At 68.5% G+C, this 16,978-nt stretch carries 11 protein-coding genes and 3 rRNA genes; 13 read left to right on the top strand and 1 reads right to left on the bottom strand.

What is annotated here, in order from left to right; genetic code table 11:
• From NWP09_RS06400 to rrf, 10 genes are all read left to right on the top strand, one after another.
• Positions 1-279 (top strand): SIMPL domain-containing protein (locus NWP09_RS06400; RefSeq protein WP_258274701.1); only part of this gene is annotated, 279 nt, incomplete at its 5' end.
• Between the two features lie 9 nt (positions 280-288).
• Complete coding sequence (gene argC, locus NWP09_RS06405; protein ID WP_258274702.1) at positions 289-1,335, top strand: N-acetyl-gamma-glutamyl-phosphate reductase; 1,047 nt, start codon at positions 289-291, stop codon at positions 1,333-1,335.
• Positions 1,332-2,495: a bifunctional glutamate N-acetyltransferase/amino-acid acetyltransferase ArgJ gene (gene argJ, locus NWP09_RS06410; protein WP_258274703.1), complete on the top strand. Its 1,164-nt coding sequence runs from the start codon at positions 1,332-1,334 to the stop codon at positions 2,493-2,495. The genes argC and argJ overlap by 4 nt, the downstream gene beginning before the upstream one ends.
• Complete coding sequence (gene argB / locus NWP09_RS06415; RefSeq protein ID WP_258274704.1) at positions 2,485-3,402, top strand: acetylglutamate kinase; 918 nt, start codon at positions 2,485-2,487, stop codon at positions 3,400-3,402. The genes argJ and argB overlap by 11 nt, the downstream gene beginning before the upstream one ends.
• On the top strand, positions 3,399-4,328 hold the full coding sequence (gene argF, locus NWP09_RS06420) for an ornithine carbamoyltransferase (protein ID WP_258274705.1): 930 nt from the start codon (positions 3,399-3,401) through the stop codon (positions 4,326-4,328). Before argB ends, argF begins: the two co-directional genes overlap by 4 nt.
• A complete protein-coding gene (gene argH / locus NWP09_RS06425; RefSeq protein WP_258274706.1) occupies positions 4,325-5,743 on the top strand; it encodes an argininosuccinate lyase in 1,419 nt (472 codons plus the stop codon). The genes argF and argH overlap by 4 nt, the downstream gene beginning before the upstream one ends.
• 19 nt (positions 5,744-5,762) lie before the next feature.
• The gene (tyrS, locus tag NWP09_RS06430; protein WP_258274707.1) at positions 5,763-7,073 is read left to right on the top strand and encodes a tyrosine--tRNA ligase; all 1,311 of its coding nucleotides are present in this window, start codon (positions 5,763-5,765) and stop codon (positions 7,071-7,073) included.
• Between the two features lie 629 nt (positions 7,074-7,702).
• Positions 7,703-9,223, top strand: a 16S ribosomal RNA gene (locus tag NWP09_RS06435).
• A gap of 403 nt (positions 9,224-9,626) precedes the next feature.
• Positions 9,627-12,738 (top strand): 23S ribosomal RNA (locus NWP09_RS06440).
• Positions 12,739-12,850: 112 nt separating this feature from the next.
• A 5S ribosomal RNA gene (rrf, locus tag NWP09_RS06445) occupies positions 12,851-12,967 on the top strand.
• The 16S, 23S and 5S rRNA genes sit together here, the layout of an rRNA operon.
• A gap of 24 nt (positions 12,968-12,991) precedes the next feature.
• On the opposite strand, the gene NWP09_RS06450 is transcribed toward rrf, so the two are convergent.
• Complete coding sequence (locus NWP09_RS06450) at positions 12,992-14,131, bottom strand: hypothetical protein (RefSeq protein WP_258274708.1); 1,140 nt, start codon at positions 14,129-14,131, stop codon at positions 12,992-12,994.
• Between NWP09_RS06450 and NWP09_RS06455 the strand changes: the two genes are divergently transcribed.
• The 3 genes from NWP09_RS06455 to NWP09_RS06465 form a co-directional block, all read left to right on the top strand.
• Positions 14,090-15,073, top strand: a complete 984-nt coding sequence (locus tag NWP09_RS06455; protein WP_258274709.1) for a hypothetical protein — start codon at positions 14,090-14,092, stop codon at positions 15,071-15,073. The genes NWP09_RS06450 and NWP09_RS06455 overlap by 42 nt on opposite strands.
• Positions 15,073-16,110 (top strand): HAD-IIA family hydrolase, encoded by a 1,038-nt coding sequence (locus tag NWP09_RS06460; RefSeq protein WP_258274710.1) that lies wholly within the window; start codon positions 15,073-15,075, stop codon positions 16,108-16,110. The genes NWP09_RS06455 and NWP09_RS06460 overlap by 1 nt, the downstream gene beginning before the upstream one ends.
• Positions 16,111-16,162: 52 nt before the next feature.
• Positions 16,163-16,978, top strand: an 816-nt coding sequence (locus NWP09_RS06465) for an MBL fold metallo-hydrolase (RefSeq protein WP_258274711.1), incomplete at its 3' end; no start/stop codon positions are given.

The raw sequence follows: 16,978 nt of genomic DNA on the forward strand, positions 1-16,978 counted from the left end.
CTCGCCGCCCGCGCCAGGGCGCGCGCGGTCGCCGACGCGGTCGAGCGCGCCGCCGACTACGCGCGCGCCGCGGGGCTCGGGAAGCCGCGGATCGCAGCCCTTCGCGAGCCGGATCTCACCGTGCCGCAGCCGCTCGTGGCGAAGCACCGCGCGAGCGAGGCGGTGCTCCTGGGCGGTGCCGACTCCGGCCCCGCGCTCGAGCTCGCGGCCGGCGAGATCGAGGTCGTCGCGGTCGTCGAGGCGGCGTTCGAGGCCGATGCGGAGCGGGCGGGCGACTAGCCTGGAGGCATGAGCCTCTCCGTCGCCGTCGCAGGCGCGAGCGGATACGCGGGCGGCGAGCTGCTTCGGCTGCTCGCGCAGCACCCCGAGCTGGAGGTGCGCACCGTCACGGCGCACGCCAACGCCGGGCAGCCGCTCGTGTCCGTGCACCCGAACCTGCGCTCCCTCGCCAGCCTCACCTTCCAGGAGACGACTCCCGAGGTGCTCGCCGGCCACGACGTCGTGTTCCTCGCGCTGCCGCACGGCCACTCGGCCGGCATCGCCGCCCAGCTGCCCGCCGAGACGCTCGTCGTCGACGCGGGCGCCGATCACCGGCTCCACGACCCCGAGGCGTGGACGCGGTTCTACGGCACCGAGCACGCGGGCGCGTGGCCGTACGGCATGCCCGAGCTCATGCTCGCCGACGGCGGCCGGCAGCGGCGCGAGCTGCGCGCGACCCGGCGCATCGCGGTGCCCGGCTGCAACGCGACCGCCGTGACCCTCGCCGCCGCGCCCGGCGTCGCATCCGGCTTCATCGACCCGACCGCGCTCACCTCGGTGCTCGCGGTCGGCTCCTCCGGCGCCGGCCGTGCCGCGAAGACCCACCTGCTCGCGAGCGAGCTCACCGGCAGCGCGAGCCCGTACGGCGTCGGCGGCACGCACCGGCACCTGCCCGAGATCGCGCAGAACCTGCGCGCGGTCGGGGCGGGCGAGGTGCGGCACTCGTTCACGCCCGTCCTCGTGCCGATGTCGCGCGGCATCCTCGCGACCGTCACCGCCCCGCTCGTGGGCGACGTGAGCGCGGAGCAGCTGCGGGGCGCGTGGCTCTCGGCGTACGCCGACGAGCGCTTCGTGCACGTGCTGCCGGCAGGTTCGTACCCGCGGACCGCCGACGTGCTCGGCTCGAACTCGGTGCACATCGGCGTCGGCCTCGACGAGGACGCCGGGCGGGTCGTGATGATCGCCGCGCTCGACAACCTCGGCAAGGGCACGGCCGGCGCGGCCATCCAGTCGGCGAACATCGCGCTCGGCTTCGAGGAGCAGCTCGGCCTGCCGATCGACGGGGTCGCGCCGTGAGCGTGACCGCCGCGGCGGGCTTCCGCGCGGCCGGCGTCGCGGCGGGCGTCAAGGCATCGGGCGGCCCCGACGTCGCGCTCGTCGTGAACGACGGCCCGCTCGCCGCCGCCGCCGGGGTCTTCACCGCCAACCGGGCGAAGGCGAACCCGGTGCTCTGGAGCCAGCAGGCGCTCGCCGACGGCACCGCGCGCGCCGTGATCCTGAACTCCGGCGGGGCGAACTGCTTCACCGGCCCCTTCGGCTTCCAGACGACGCACCAGACGGCCGAGCGCGTCGCCGAGCGCCTCGGCCTCGGCGCGATCGACGTGCAGGTGTGCTCGACCGGCCTCATCGGCGTCGGCGACGAGGCGTTCCGCGCGGCGGTGCTGCACGGCGCCGACCTCGCCGTCGACGCGCTCGCGGACGGCGAGGAGGCAGGGCTCGCCGCGGCCCGCGCGATCATGACGACCGACTCGGTGCCGAAGCAGGCGGTCGCGCGCGACGGCGGCTGGACGGTCGGCGGCATGGCGAAGGGCGCGGGCATGCTCGCGCCCGGGCTCGCGACGATGCTCGTCGTGCTCACGACCGACGCGGTCGCGGAGCCCGACGTGCTCGACCGCGCGCTCCGCGCCGCGACGCGCGTGACCTTCGACCGGCTCGACTCCGACGGCTGCATGTCGACGAACGACACCGTGCTGCTCCTCGCCTCCGGCGCGTCGGGCGAGCGCGCCGACGAGGCCGCGCTCACCGCATCCGTCACCGCCGTGTGCGACGACCTCGCGCGCCAGCTGCAGGAGGACGCAGAGGGCGCGACCCACGACATCGCGATCGAGGTGCGCGGCGCCGTCAGCGAGGACGACGCGGTCGTCGTCGGCCGCTCGGTCGCGCGCTCGAACCTGTTCAAGGCGGCGATCTTCGGCAACGACCCGAACTGGGGGCGCGTGCTCGCCGCGATCGGCACGACGGATGCGTCGTTCGACCCGTACGCGGTCGACGTCGTCTTCAACGGGGTGCGGGTGTGCCGCGCGGGCGAGCCCGACCGCCCTCGGGAGGAGGTCGACCTCGCGCCGCGCGCGACGAGCATCGTCATCGACCTGCACGCGGGCGACGCGACGGCGACGATCCGCACGAACGACCTGACCCACGACTACGTGCACGAGAACTCCGCGTATGCCAGCTAGGGACGAGGCGCTCCTCGCGCAGAAGGCCGCGACGCTCATCGAGTCGCTCCCGTGGCTCGAGCGCTACCGCGGCGCGACGATGGTCGTGAAGTACGGCGGCAACGCGATGGTGTCGGCCGAGCTGCAGCGCGCGTTCGCCGAGGACATGGTGTACCTCCGGCACGTCGGCATCGCGCCCGTCGTCGTGCACGGCGGCGGCCCGCAGATCGACGAGGCGCTGCGCATCCACGGCATCGAGAGCGAGTTCCGCGGCGGCTACCGCGTGACGAGCCCCGAGGCGATGGAGGTCGTGCGCATGGTGCTCACCGGCCAGGTCGCCCGCACGCTCGTGTCGCTCATCAACGCGCACGGCCCGCTCGCCGCGACCGTCTCGGGGGAGGACGCCGGGCTCTTCACCGGCCGCCGCCGCGGCACGGTCGTCGACGGCCGCGAGGTCGACCTCGGCCAGGTCGGCGACGTCGTCGCCGTCGACCCGGCGCCCGTCGAGCGGCTGCTCGAGGCGGGGCTCATCCCCGTCGTCTCGTCGATCGCCCCGGACGGCGACCGGCCGGGAGAGTCGCTGAACATCAACGCCGACGCCGCCGCCGCCGCGCTCGCGGCGGCGCTCGGCGCCGAGAAGCTCGTGATCCTCACCGACGTCGAGGGCCTCTACCGCGACTGGCCCGACCGCTCGTCGCTCATCACCGAGATCACCGACGACGAGCTCGAGGCGCTCCTGCCCTCGCTCGAGTCGGGCATGATCCCCAAGATGCAGGCGTGCCTCACGGCCGTCCGCGCGGGCGTGCCGAAGGCCGCGATCATCGACGGCCGAGCGCCCCACTCCATCCTGACCGAGATCTTCACGACCGCGGGCTCCGGCACCGAGGTCGTGCCTGCATCCGCCCAGACCCACCGAGGAGCAGCATGACCCGGCACTTCCTGCGCGACGACGACCTGAGCCCCGCCGAGCAGCGCGAGGTGCTCGAGCTCGCCGCGCGCATGAAGCGCGACCGCTTCGCCGCGCGGCCGCTCGAGGGGCCGCAGAGCGTCGCCGTCATCTTCGACAAGTCGTCGACCCGCACGCGCGTGTCGTTCCACGTCGGCATCTCCGACCTCGGCGGCTCGCCGCTCATCATCTCGACCGCCTCGAGCCAGCTCGGCGGCAAGGAGACCGCGGCCGACACCGCCCGCGTGCTCGAGCGCCAGGTCGCGGCGATCGTGTGGCGCACGTACGCGCAGGCGGGGCTCGAGGAGATGGCGGCCGCGACCCGGGTGCCGGTCGTGAACGCGCTCTCCGACGACTTCCACCCGTGCCAGCTGCTCGCCGACCTGCTCACGATGCAGGAGCACAAGGGCGAGCTCGCGGGCCTCACCGTCGCGTTCGTCGGCGACGGGCGCTCCAACATGGCGCAGTCGTACCTCCTCGCGTGCGCGACCGCCGGCATGCACGTGCGGGTCGCCGCGCCCGCCGGGTACGCGCCCGACGCGGCTGTCGTGGCCGACGCCCAGCGCATCGCCGCGACCACCGGCGGCAGCGCGACCGTCGGTGACGACGCATCCGCCGCCGTCGCCGGCGCCGACGTCGTCGTGACCGACACGTGGGTCTCGATGGGCAAGGAGGACGAGAAGGCAGCGCGGGTCGCGACCTTCGGCGCCTTCCAGGTCGACCAGGCGCTCATGGACCTCGCGCAGCCCGACGCGGTCTTCATGCACTGCCTGCCCGCCGACCGCGGCTTCGAGGTGACGGCCGACGTCATCGACGGGCCGCAGTCGATCATCTGGGACGAGGCGGAGAACCGGCTGCACGCGCAGAAGGCGCTGCTCGCGTGGCTGCTCGAGCGGGCCGCCGCATGAGCGGGCAGCAGCACGGCACGAACGAGGGCTCGCTGTGGGGCGGGCGCTTCGCATCCGGCCCGAGCCCTGAGATGGCGCGGCTGTCGAAGTCGACCCAGTTCGACTGGCGCCTCGCCCAGCTCGACATCCGCGGGTCGAAGGCCCACGCGAGCGCGCTCCACGCGGCGGGGCTGCTCTCGGACGACGAGCTGACCGCGATGCGCTCGGCGCTCGACGAGCTGAGCGAGCGGGTCCGCACCGGCGCGTTCGCAGCGGCCGACTCCGACGAGGACGTGCACGGCGCGCTCGAGCGGGGCCTCATCGAGGTCGCGGGCGCCGAGCTCGGCGGGCGGCTGCGCGCGGGCCGCTCGCGCAACGACCAGATCGCGACGCTCGTGCGGGTGTGGATGCTCGAGGAGGCCGAGGAGGTCGAGCGCGGCATCCGCGCGGTGATCGAGGCGCTCCGCATGCAGGCCGACGCGCACCCGACGGCGCCGATGCCGGGGCGCACCCACCTGCAGCACGCGCAGCCCGTGCTGCTCGCGCACCACCTGCTCGCGCACGCGTGGCCGCTCGTGCGCGACCTCGAGCGGCTCGCCGACTGGCGGGTGCGCGCGAGCGAGTCGCCGTACGGCGCGGGCGCCCTCGCCGGCTCGACGCTCGGCCTCGACCCGGCGATCGTCGCGAGCGAGCTGGGCCTCGCCGCGCCGAGCCCGAACTCGATCGATGCGACGAGCGCGCGCGACGTCGTCGCCGAGCTGACGTTCGTGCTCGCGATGACGGCGATCGACCTCTCGCGCCTCGCCGAGGAGGTCATCCTCTGGACGACGCGCGACGTCGGCTTCGCGCGGCTGCACGACGGCTTCTCGACCGGGTCGTCGATCATGCCGCAGAAGAAGAACCCCGACATCGCCGAGCTCGCGCGCGGCAAGGCCGGTCGGCTCATCGGCGACCACGCGGGCCTGCTCGCGACCCTCAAGGCGCTGCCGCTCGCGTACAACCGCGACCTGCAGGAGGACAAGGAGCCGGTCTTCGACGCGGTCGACCAGCTGCAGGTGCTGCTGCCGGCCTTCGCGGGCATGGTCGCGACCCTGGACTTCGACGAGCAGCGGATGCGCGCGGGCGCCGCGGGCGGGTACGCCCTCGCGACCGACGTGGCCGAGTGGCTCGTCAAGCGCCGGGTGCCGTTCCGCGAGGCGCACGAGATCGCCGGGGCGCTCGTGCGGCTGTGCGAGTCGCGCGGGATCGAGCTCGACGAGGCGAGCGACGACGACTACCGCTCGGTGAGCGAGCACCTGACGCCCGAGGTGCGCGAGGTGCTCACGGTCGACGGCGCCATCGCTGCTCGCGACGGCCTCGGCGGCACGGCGCGGGCCGCGGTCGACGCCCAGCTCATCGCCCTCGACGAGCGCCTGGCTCGGCTCTCGCGCGGCTGACGTTCGGTAGATTCGAGCCGTGATCGAACCCGCGCCCATCCAGCTCGACCCGGCCTTCGACAACGTCTGGGACGAGCTGCAGCATCGCGGCAGCGTGCACGTCTCGACCGACCCCGAGGCGCTGCGCCACCTGCTCGGCGGCGCGCCGATCACGTTCTACTGCGGCTTCGACCCGACCGCGCCGAGCCTGCACCTCGGCAACCTCGCCCAGCTGATCATCATGCGCCGGCTCCAGCTCGCCGGCCACCGGCCGATCGCGCTCGTCGGCGGCTCGACCGGGCTCATCGGCGACCCGAAGCCGACCGCGGAGCGCCAGCTCAACGACCGCGACACCGTCGCCGAGTGGGTCACCTACCTGGGTGCGCAGGTGCTGCGCTTCCTCGACGCCGAGGGCGACAACCCGGTGCGGCTCGTCAACAACCTCGACTGGACCGCGCCCCTGTCGACCGTCGACTTCCTGCGCGAGGTGGGCAAGCACTTCCGCGTCGGCACGATGCTCCGGAAGGACGCGGTCGCGTCGCGCATGGAGTCGGAGGAGGGCATCTCCTACGCCGAGTTCAGCTACCAGGTGCTGCAGGGGCTCGACTTCCGCGAGCTCTTCCTCCGGTTCGGCTGCATCATGCAGCTCGGCGGCAGCGACCAGTGGGGCAACCTCACGGCCGGCACCGAGCTGATCCGCAAGGCGGAGGGCGTCCACGCGCACGCGCTCGGCTCGCCCCTCATCACCGACGCCGACGGCAAGAAGTTCGGAAAGAGCGAGGGCAACGCGGTGTGGCTCGACGCCCAGCTGACCACGCCGTACGCGATGTACCAGTTCTGGCTCAACCAGGACGACGCGATCGTCGTGCAGCTGCTCAAGTCGTTCACGTTCCTGCCGTCGGCGCGCATCGCGGAGCTCGAGCGGGCCACGGTCGAGGCGCCCTTCCGCCGGGAGGCGCAGCGCGAGCTCGCCCTGCAGGCCACGTCGTTCATCCACGGCCGCGAGGCGACCGAGCAGGCGATCGCCGCGTCCGAGGCGCTGTTCGGCTCCGGGGATCTGGGGGCGCTCGACGCGGGCACGCTCGCCGCGGCCGTCGGCTCGCTCGACCGGCAGGCGACGGCGACCGAGGATGCGCCGGTGCTGCAGCTCCTGCAGGAGACGGGTCTCGTCGACTCGCTCTCCGACGGCCGCCGGGCGATCGCCCAGGGCGGGGTCTCGGTGAACAACCAGCGCATCGACGATGCGGCGGCCACCCTCGAGGGCCGGCTGCTGCACGGGAGGTTCGCGGTGCTGCGACGCGGGAAGAAGACGCTCGCGGGGGTGGACACCGCGGTCGAGACGGGGGCCTGAGGGCCCCCGTCGCCGTCTTCCGCGGAATCCCGCGGCGACACGCCCGGGATGCACGCGGTTTGGAGCATCGGGCCCCGGCCCGTGTAACGTAATCACTCGTCACCCCAAAGACGCAGAGCCGAGAGAGGCTCGCGGATCAAGAGGGACCACCTCCCCGCCGGAAGGCTCCACGCAGTAGCGTGTCGCGCCGGACGCGGGTAAGGTGACAGACCACTTCAACGATGACAGTGCGGAGCGCGCAGCGCGACGGACGGCAGCAGCAATGCGGCCGGCCAGCGCGACACGCCGACTTGACAGTCACTCCGGATCGTGTAACCTAGACAGGTTGCCACGGACCGGGCCTGACAGTCCGGTGGGAGTTCAGCTCCGCACGGCGTGTCGATTTGACACCGACCAAGAAGTGGTTACGATAGAGAAGTTGCCTCGGCGCCGACCTGATACAGGGAAGCACGAGAGCGTCTGATCCTTGAGAACTCAACAGCGTGCACAATGTCAAATGCCAAATATTAACTCGTGGTGCCTTCGGGCACACGATTCCTTTGGATGAGACGGATTGTCAGTAGACAGTCCATTTTGTCAGCATCAAACTCGCTGCCGCCCGGTTTTCCCCGAGCGGTACGCAACATTTCTTTACGGAGAGTTTGATCCTGGCTCAGGACGAACGCTGGCGGCGTGCTTAACACATGCAAGTCGAACGATGAAGGAGGAGCTTGCTCCTCCGGATTAGTGGCGAACGGGTGAGTAATACGTGAGCAATGTGCCCTTGACTCTGGGATAAGCGCTGGAAACGGCGTCTAATACCGGATACGACCCGCGGAGGCATCTCCTGCGGGTGGAAAGAACTTCGGTCAAGGATCAGCTCACGGCCTATCAGCTTGTTGGTGAGGTAACGGCTCACCAAGGCGACGACGGGTAGCCGGCCTGAGAGGGTGACCGGCCACACTGGGACTGAGACACGGCCCAGACTCCTACGGGAGGCAGCAGTGGGGAATATTGCACAATGGGCGCAAGCCTGATGCAGCAACGCCGCGTGAGGGACGACGGCCTTCGGGTTGTAAACCTCTTTTAGCAGGGAAGAAGCGAAAGTGACGGTACCTGCAGAAAAAGCACCGGCTAACTACGTGCCAGCAGCCGCGGTAATACGTAGGGTGCAAGCGTTGTCCGGAATTATTGGGCGTAAAGAGCTCGTAGGCGGTCTGTCGCGTCTGCTGTGAAAACCCGAGGCTCAACCTCGGGCTTGCAGTGGGTACGGGCAGACTAGAGTGCGGTAGGGGAGATTGGAATTCCTGGTGTAGCGGTGGAATGCGCAGATATCAGGAGGAACACCGATGGCGAAGGCAGATCTCTGGGCCGTAACTGACGCTGAGGAGCGAAAGCATGGGGAGCAAACAGGCTTAGATACCCTGGTAGTCCATGCCGTAAACGTTGGGAACTAGATGTGGGGACCATTCCACGGTCTCCGTGTCGTAGCTAACGCATTAAGTTCCCCGCCTGGGGAGTACGGCCGCAAGGCTAAAACTCAAAGGAATTGACGGGGGCCCGCACAAGCGGCGGAGCATGCGGATTAATTCGATGCAACGCGAAGAACCTTACCAAGGCTTGACATATACCGGAAACGGCCAGAGATGGTCGCCCCGCAAGGTCGGTATACAGGTGGTGCATGGTTGTCGTCAGCTCGTGTCGTGAGATGTTGGGTTAAGTCCCGCAACGAGCGCAACCCTCGTCCTATGTTGCCAGCACGTCATGGTGGGAACTCATGGGATACTGCCGGGGTCAACTCGGAGGAAGGTGGGGATGAGGTCAAATCATCATGCCCCTTATGTCTTGGGCTTCACGCATGCTACAATGGCCGGTACAATGGGCTGCGATACCGCAAGGTGGAGCGAATCCCAAAAAGCCGGTCTCAGTTCGGATTGAGGTCTGCAACTCGACCTCATGAAGTCGGAGTCGCTAGTAATCGCAGATCAGCAACGCTGCGGTGAATACGTTCCCGGGCCTTGTACACACCGCCCGTCAAGTCATGAAAGTCGGTAACACCCGAAGCCAGTGGCCTAACCTTTTGGAGGGAGCTGTCGAAGGTGGGATCGGTGATTAGGACTAAGTCGTAACAAGGTAGCCGTACCGGAAGGTGCGGCTGGATCACCTCCTTTCTAAGGAGCATCTCGCCGGCATGCCGGCGCAGAGCCACTACGGTCGCACACGTCGACCGGTGGTCAGCTCAAGGGTGGAACATTGACATTGGCGCTCGAAGGATCGAGCTCAGCGAAGTACGGCTGCCTAGCAGTCAGGAACCGCGGAGCGAGGGAGATCGGGCGCATGCACGCTGTTGGGTCCTGAGGGACCAGACGGCGCCTTTCGGCGTCTTCTTCACCTCTGGACCGGATGACCGGAGCGCAAGGCGCCGAGGTCGACGGTACCGACCGTATGTTGAGAACTACACAGTGGACGCGAGCATCTTAGATTCGAGCTTCGGCTCGAGTCTTGATGATCTATATAGATCATTGGTCGCCATCGCTTCGGCGGTGGTGTCCTAACCAAAATACTCATGTATGTGGTCAAGTTTCTAAGAGCAAACGGTGGATGCCTTGGCATCTGGAGCCGATGAAGGACGTAGTAATCTGCGATAAGCCTCGGGGAGCTGATAAACGAGCTTTGATCCGAGGATCTCCGAATGGGGAAACCCCGCTGGGCGGCGTGCCGACCCAGTGACTCCCGCCTGAATATATAGGGCGGGTAGAGGGAACGTGGGGAAGTGAAACATCTCAGTACCCACAGGAAGAGAAAACAACAGTGATTCCGTCAGTAGTGGCGAGCGAACGCGGAAGAGGCTAAACCGATCGTGTGTGATAGCCGGCAGGCGTTGCATGATCGGGGTTGTGGGACATCTCAGCTGCTCTGCCGAGCAGCAAGCGTTACAGACCGCGGTAGGCGAAGAGCTTGGAAAGGCTCATCGAAGAGGGTGACAATCCCGTAGCCGAAACCGCGCGATGGCGCGAGGTCCATCCCAAGTAGCACGGGGCCCGAGAAATCCCGTGTGAATCTGCCAGGACCACCTGGTAAGCCTAAATACTCCCAGATGACCGATAGCGGACAAGTACCGTGAGGGAAAGGTGAAAAGTACCCCGGGAGGGGAGTGAAATAGTACCTGAAACCGTTTGCTTACAAACCGTTGGAGCAGCCCTAGCAGCTGTGACAGCGTGCCTTTTGAAGAATGAGCCTGCGAGTTAGCGATATGTGGCGAGGTTAACCCGTGTGGGGTAGCCGTAGCGAAAGCGAGTCTGAATAGGGCGATTCAGTCGCATGTCCTAGACCCGAAGCGAAGTGATCTATCCATGGCCAGGTTGAAGCGAGGGTAAGACCTCGTGGAGGACCGAACCCACTTAGGTTGAAAACTGAGGGGATGAGCTGTGGATAGGGGTGAAAGGCCAATCAAACTTCGTGATAGCTGGTTCTCTCCGAAATGCATTTAGGTGCAGCGTTGCGTGTTTCTTGCCGGAGGTAGAGCTACTGGATGGCCGATGGGCCCCAAAAGGTTACTGACGTCAGCCAAACTCCGAATGCCGGTAAGTGAGAGCGCAGCAGTGAGACGGTGGGGGATAAGCTTCATCGTCGAGAGGGAAACAACCCAGACCACCGACTAAGGTCCCCAAGCGTGTGCTAAGTGGAAAAGGATGTGGAGTTGCTTAGACAACCAGGAGGTTGGCTTAGAAGCAGCCACCCTTGAAAGAGTGCGTAATAGCTCACTGGTCAAGTGATTCTGCGCCGACAATGTAACGGGGCTCAAGCACACCACCGAAGTCGTGGAATTCGCGCAACAGCTCGGCAGCTTCGGCTGTCCAAGCGTGCGGATTGGTAGGAGAGCGTCGTGTGGCGAGTGAAGCGGCGGAGGAATCCAGCCGTGGACGCCACACGAGTGAGAATGCAGGCATGAGTAGCGAAAGACTGGCGAGAAACCAGTCCTCCGAAAGACCAAGGGTTCCAGGGTCAAGCTAATCTTCCCTGGGTAAGCCGGGACCTAAGGCGAGGCCGACAGGCGTAGTCGATGGACATCAGGTTGATAATCCTGAGCTGGCGAAGAACCGCCCAAGTCAATCCAGTAGTGCTAAGAGTCCGAATCCTTGGACGGATCCCTTCGGGGCGAAGTCCTTGGGCTAGCACTCGACCCCTCGCTGGTGCGGCTAGCGTATTAACAGGTGTGACGCAGGAAGGTAGCAGAACCGGGCCGATGGTTGAGTCCGGGTAAGCCGTAGGGCGTGCGATAGGCAAATCCGTCGCACACATAGCCTGAGAGCTTTGCCGAACCCTAGAGGGAAGTCTGTGATCCTATGCTGCCTAGAAAAGCATCGACGCGAGGTTCAAGTCACCCGTACCCCAAACCGACTCAGGTGGTCAGGTAGAGAATACCAAGGAGATCGAGAGAATCGTGGTTAAGGAACTCGGCAAAATGCCCCCGTAACTTCGGGAGAAGGGGGGCCTGAGGCGTGACGGCACTTGCTGCCCGAGCGTTTGAAGGCCGCAGAGACCAGTGGGAAGCGACTGTTTACTAAAAACACAGGTCCGTGCGAAGACGCAAGTCGATGTATACGGACTGACGCCTGCCCGGTGCTGGAAGGTTAAGAGGAAGGGTTAGCGCAAGCGAAGCTCAGAATTTAAGCCCCAGTAAACGGCGGTGGTAACTATAACCATCCTAAGGTAGCGAAATTCCTTGTCGGGTAAGTTCCGACCTGCACGAATGGCGTAACGACTTCCCAGCTGTCTCAACCGCGAACTCGGCGAAATTGCACTACGAGTAAAGATGCTCGTTACGCGCAGCAGGACGGAAAGACCCCGTGACCTTTACTACAGCTTGGTATTGGTGTTCGGTGTGGCTTGTGTAGGATAGGTGGGAGACTGTGAAGCCCGGACGCTAGTTCGGGTGGAGTCATTGTTGAAATACCACTCTGGTCACTCTGGATATCTAACTTCGAACCGTAATCCGGTTCAGGGACAGTGCCTGGTGGGTAGTTTAACTGGGGCGGTTGCCTCCCAAAAAGTAACGGAGGCGCCCAAAGGTTCCCTCAACCTGGTTGGCAATCAGGTGTCGAGTGTAAGTGCACAAGGGAGCTTGACTGTGACAGTGACAACTGGAGCAGGGACGAAAGTCGGGACTAGTGATCCGGCAGTGGCTTGTGGAAGCGCTGTCGCTCAACGGATAAAAGGTACCTCGGGGATAACAGGCTGATCTTGCCCAAGAGTCCATATCGACGGCATGGTTTGGCACCTCGATGTCGGCTCGTCGCATCCTGGGGCTGGAGTAGGTCCCAAGGGTTGGGCTGTTCGCCCATTAAAGCGGCACGCGAGCTGGGTTTAGAACGTCGTGAGACAGTTCGGTCCCTATCCGCTGCGCGCGTTGGAAGTTTGAGAGGATCTGACCCTAGTACGAGAGGACCGGGTTGGACGAACCTCTGGTGTGTCAGTTGTTCCGCCAGGAGCACCGCTGATTAGCTACGTTCGGGATGGATAACCGCTGAAAGCATCTAAGCGGGAAGCCGGCCTCAAGATGAGACTTCCGTGCCTTCGGGCGAGAGGCTCCCAGCCAGACTACTGGGTTGATAGGCCGGATGTGGAAGTGGGGACTAACGACCCATGAAGCTGACCGGTACTAATAAGCCGATGACTTGATAACATTTACATGAGCTTGCTGCTCGCGTCCACTTTGTGGTTCTCGATGGACGGTCGAGAACTGCAGCCCTTCGCTGCGAAGCGAAGAGCTGTGCAGACTGAAACATCAATAGTGTTTCGGCGGCCATAGCGAGAGGGAAACGCCCGGTCACATTCCGAACCCGGAAGCTAAGGCTCTCAGCGCCGATGGTACTGCAGGGGGGACCCTGTGGGAGAGTAGGACACCGCCGGACTTCTTTTGGAAAGGGGCCCCAGATTCATCTGGGGCCCCTTTTTCCGTTTCTGGACCCGGATGGGATGGTGCCGTGAACGACAAGGCAGATCGCAGCTCGCGCGATGACGACCGCCGGCGCAGCTCCGGCGACCGCCGCCCCGAGCGAGGCGGCGACAGCCGCTCCGGCGGCGCGCGGCCGGGGCGCGGCTCCGATCGCTCGAGCGATCGCCGGCCGGCCCGCGACGGCGAGCGCAAGCCGCTGCGTCCAGGAGACACGGGCTACCGCCCCGGAGCCGACTCGCGTGCGCAGCGGGACGGCGACCGTCGCCCGCAGCGCGACGGTGAGCACCGGTTCGACCGCGTTTCCCGCCCGCCGCGTGATGGCGACCGTCGCCCGCAGCGTGATGGCGAGCGCCGCTTCGGCCGGGACTCGCGCCCCCAGCGGGACGGTGAGCGCCGCTTCGACCGGGACTCGCGCCCGCAGCGCGACGCAGACCGTCGCCCGCACCGCGACGGTGAGCGCCGCTTCGACCGGGACTCGCGCCCGCAGCGCGCTGGAGACCGTCGCCCGCAGCGCGACGGAGAGCGCCGGTCCGACCGGGACTCGCGCCCGCAGCGCGATGGAGACCGTCGCCCGCAGCGCGACGGTGAGCGCCGCTTCGACCGGGACTCGCGCCCGCAGCGCGACGGAGACCGTCGCCCGCAGCGCGACGGAGAGCGCCGGTTCGACCGGGACTCGCGCCCACGGCGCGAAGACGACCGCCGGCCCATGCGCGACGGCGACCGCCGCCCGGCGCGCGATGGCGAGCGCCGGTCCGACCGCGACGCACGGCCGCGCCGCGACGGCGACCGCCGGCAGCAGGGGGAGGGCGCCAGCCGCTTCGGACGCGCCGACCAGCCGCGACGCGACGATCAGCGAAGCCGCAACTCCGGCCCTCAGCGGGACGGCGCGCGCCCGGGTCGCGGCTACGAGCGGCGCGGTGAGGGCACGGGCGAGAGCTTCAAGCAGGTGCGCGACGACGACTTCGTGCCGCCGCCGCTGCCCGACGACGTCGCGGCCGAGGACCTCGACATCGGCGCGCGCGCGCAGCTGAAGACGCTCGCGAAGGACAACGCCGAGCTCGTCGCGAAGCACATGGCCATGGCGTCGCGGCTCATCGACGACGACCCTGAGCTCGCCCATCAGCACGCGCTCGCGGCCGCCCGACGAGCAGGGCGCATCGGCGTGGTGCGGGAGACCCTCGCGATCACCGCGTACCAGCTCGGCGACTTCGCGCTCGCGCTTCGCGAGCTGCGCACCTACCGCCGCATCACTGGCCGCGACGACCAGCTGCCGCTCATGGCCGACTGCGAGCGCGGGCTCGGCCGCCCCGAGAAGGCGCTCGAGCTCGCCCGCTCGGTCGACGCGTCGACCCTCGAGACGCCGGTCCGCGTCGAGCTCGCGATCGTGAAGTCCGGCGCCCGGCTCGACCTGGGGCAGACGGAGGCGGCGCTCGAGGAGCTGCGCATCCCCGAGCTGCGACGCGACAAGGCGTTCGAGTACAGCCCCGCGCTCTTCGCGAGCTTCGCGGGTGTGCTCGAGGAGCTGGGCCGCGACGAGGAGGCGGCGGAGTGGTTCGCGCTCGCGGACCGCGCGATCGACGCGCTCGAGGACGCGATGCGCCCCGGCGAGCTCGAGGAGCTCGCCGTCACGACGGAGCGCATCGAGATCGACCCCGAGTCCGACGACCCGGACGACCTCGACGACCTCGACGTCGCTGAGGCTGGCGCCGAGCCCGAGCCCGAGCCCGAGCCCGAGCCCGAGCCCGAGCCCGGCGAGCCCGAGCCCGGCGAGCCCGAGCCCGGCGAGCCCGAGCCCGGTGGGCCCGAGCCCGGCGAGCCCGAGGTCGAGCATGCAACGGCAGAGGACGCTGCGGACGCGGACGCGGACGCGGACGCGGACGCGGACGCTGCCGCGGACGCCGCGGACGCTGACGCCGCGGACCCCGACACCGCCGTCGCCGAGCCGACGAGCGCCGAGCCCGCGACCCCGGCTGCGGCGGCATCCGACGACGCGCTGTTCGGGGACGCGCTCTTCGGCGACGACCTGATCGGCGACGAGGAGCGGCGCGAGGACGAGCGCTGATGCCGCTGTTCCGCAAGTCGGCGGCGCCTGCGCCCACGCCCCTCGACGGCGTCGACTTCCTGTACCTCGACCTCGACGGGGTCGTGTACCAGGGGCCGAATGCCATCCCGCACGCCGTGGACAGCATCCGCGCCACCGGCCTGCCCGCCGCCTACCTGACGAACAACGCGTCGCGCACCGACGCGCAGGTCGCCGAGCACCTCCGCTCCTTCGGGCTCGACGTCGCACCCCGCGATGTTGTCACGAGCCCGCAGGCGGCGATGCTGCTCCTCGCCCAGCACCTGGAGCCGGGTGATCCCGTGCTCGTCGTGGGCGGCGACGGCATCGTCGTCGAGGTCCAGGCGCGCGGCTGGCGGGTGGTGCGCACCGCTGCCGAGCAGCCGAGGGCCGTCGTGCAGGGCTTCCACCCAAGCGTCGGCTGGGCGGATCTCGCCGAGGCGGCGTTCGCGCTCGCGCGCAAGCCCGAGCACGGCGGCATCCCGTGGATCGCCACGAACGGCGACTGGACGATCCCGGTCGCGGGCGGCATCGCACCCGGCAACGGCACGCTCGTGTCTGCCGTGCACACGGCCGTCGGTCGGCTGGCCGACTTCGCGGGCAAGCCCGAGACGCCGATGTTCGAGGTCGCGGCGGAGCGGTTCGGCGCGCGGTCGCCGGCGATGATCGGCGACCGGCTCGACACCGACATCCTCGGCGCTCGCCGCGCAGGCATCCGCTCGATCGCGGTGCTGACCGGCATCGACCGGGGCGCGAGCCTCATCGGCGCCGACCCGTCGATGCGGCCCGACCACGTCATCGCCGACCTGCGCGACCTCCAGCGCCCGATCGCGCCGGTGCGGGAGACGCTCGAGACCTCGACCCGCGACGTGTACTTCGAGGTCGGGCGCGCGGCCGTGCGCCGCTCGGGCATCGACATCACGCTCGTGCGCGCGGGGGAGCGCCCCGTGGACACCATCCGCGCCGCGTGCGCGGCTGTCTGGACGGCCGATAGGCCGGTGCTCGGCCTCCGCGTCGCAGACGAGCTGCTCGAGCTCTGAACCTGGGCGTCCGCGGGTGGCGGCGCCCAGGCCGAGCCGATGAGATGGATGCATGGACGCATCCCAGAGCACCGCCCGCCGCGAGCCGCAACGCGGAGCAGTCCGCCGCCGCCGCGAGGCGGTCCTCGAGCGCGACGTCGCGCCGGGCGTGCACCGGCTCCAGCACGCGTCGACCAACGCCTACCTGATCGAGGAGGGCGGGGCGGTGACACTCGTCGACTCGCTCTTCCCCCGCAGCGGCCCGCACCTGCACGCCGCGCTCGCCGCGATCGGCCGCAGCATCGGCGACGTCCGCGGACTCGTGCTCACGCACGCCCACTTCGACCACCTCGGCATGGCCGCCGACCTCCAGCGCTCAGGGATGCGGCTCTGGCTGCACGAGGGCGACCGACCCATCGCCGCGCATCCGTACTCGTACCGCTCCGCGAACTCGCGGCTGTGGTACCCGTTGCGCTACCCGGGATTCGTGCCGATCCTGGTCGCGATGGCGTCGGTGGGAGCGCTCGCCGTGGAGGGCGTCCGCGACACCGAGGCGCTCGAGCCCGGCGCGCTGCTCGACCTGCCGGGCCGGCCGCGCGCGCTCGCCACCCCGGGCCACACCGACGGGCACGTCGCGCTCCACCTCGCCGACCGCGATGCCGTGATCAGCGGCGACGCCCTCGTCACGCTCGACCCGTACACGACGCGCACGGGCCCCCGCCTCGTCGCCGGCGCGGCCACGGTGCGACCGGCCCAAGCGCTCGAGTCGCTCAGCGCGCTCGACGCGACGGGGGCGCAGATCGTGCTGCCCGGCCACGGCGAGGTGTGGCGGGGGCGCGGGCGCGCCGCGGGGGAAGCGGCGCGCGCCGCGCGCGCGGGCCGTGGCCGT

The sequence above is a fragment of the Agrococcus sp. HG114 genome (assembly GCF_024723325.1).
Classification (GTDB): domain Bacteria; phylum Actinomycetota; class Actinomycetes; order Actinomycetales; family Microbacteriaceae; genus Agrococcus.

Coding starts and splice junctions, on each gene's coding strand:
- argC (WP_258274702.1), top strand. CDS start 289: ATGAGCCTCTCCGTCGCCGTCGCAGGCGCGAGCGGATACGCGGGCGGC.
- argB (WP_258274704.1), top strand. CDS start 2,485: ATGCCAGCTAGGGACGAGGCGCTCCTCGCGCAGAAGGCCGCGACGCTC.
- argF (WP_258274705.1), top strand. CDS start 3,399: ATGACCCGGCACTTCCTGCGCGACGACGACCTGAGCCCCGCCGAGCAG.
- argH (WP_258274706.1), top strand. CDS start 4,325: ATGAGCGGGCAGCAGCACGGCACGAACGAGGGCTCGCTGTGGGGCGGG.
- NWP09_RS06455 (WP_258274709.1), top strand. CDS start 14,090: ATGGCGTCGCGGCTCATCGACGACGACCCTGAGCTCGCCCATCAGCAC.
- NWP09_RS06450 (WP_258274708.1), bottom strand. CDS start 14,131: ATGGGCGAGCTCAGGGTCGTCGTCGATGAGCCGCGACGCCATGGCCAT.
- NWP09_RS06460 (WP_258274710.1), top strand. CDS start 15,073: ATGCCGCTGTTCCGCAAGTCGGCGGCGCCTGCGCCCACGCCCCTCGAC.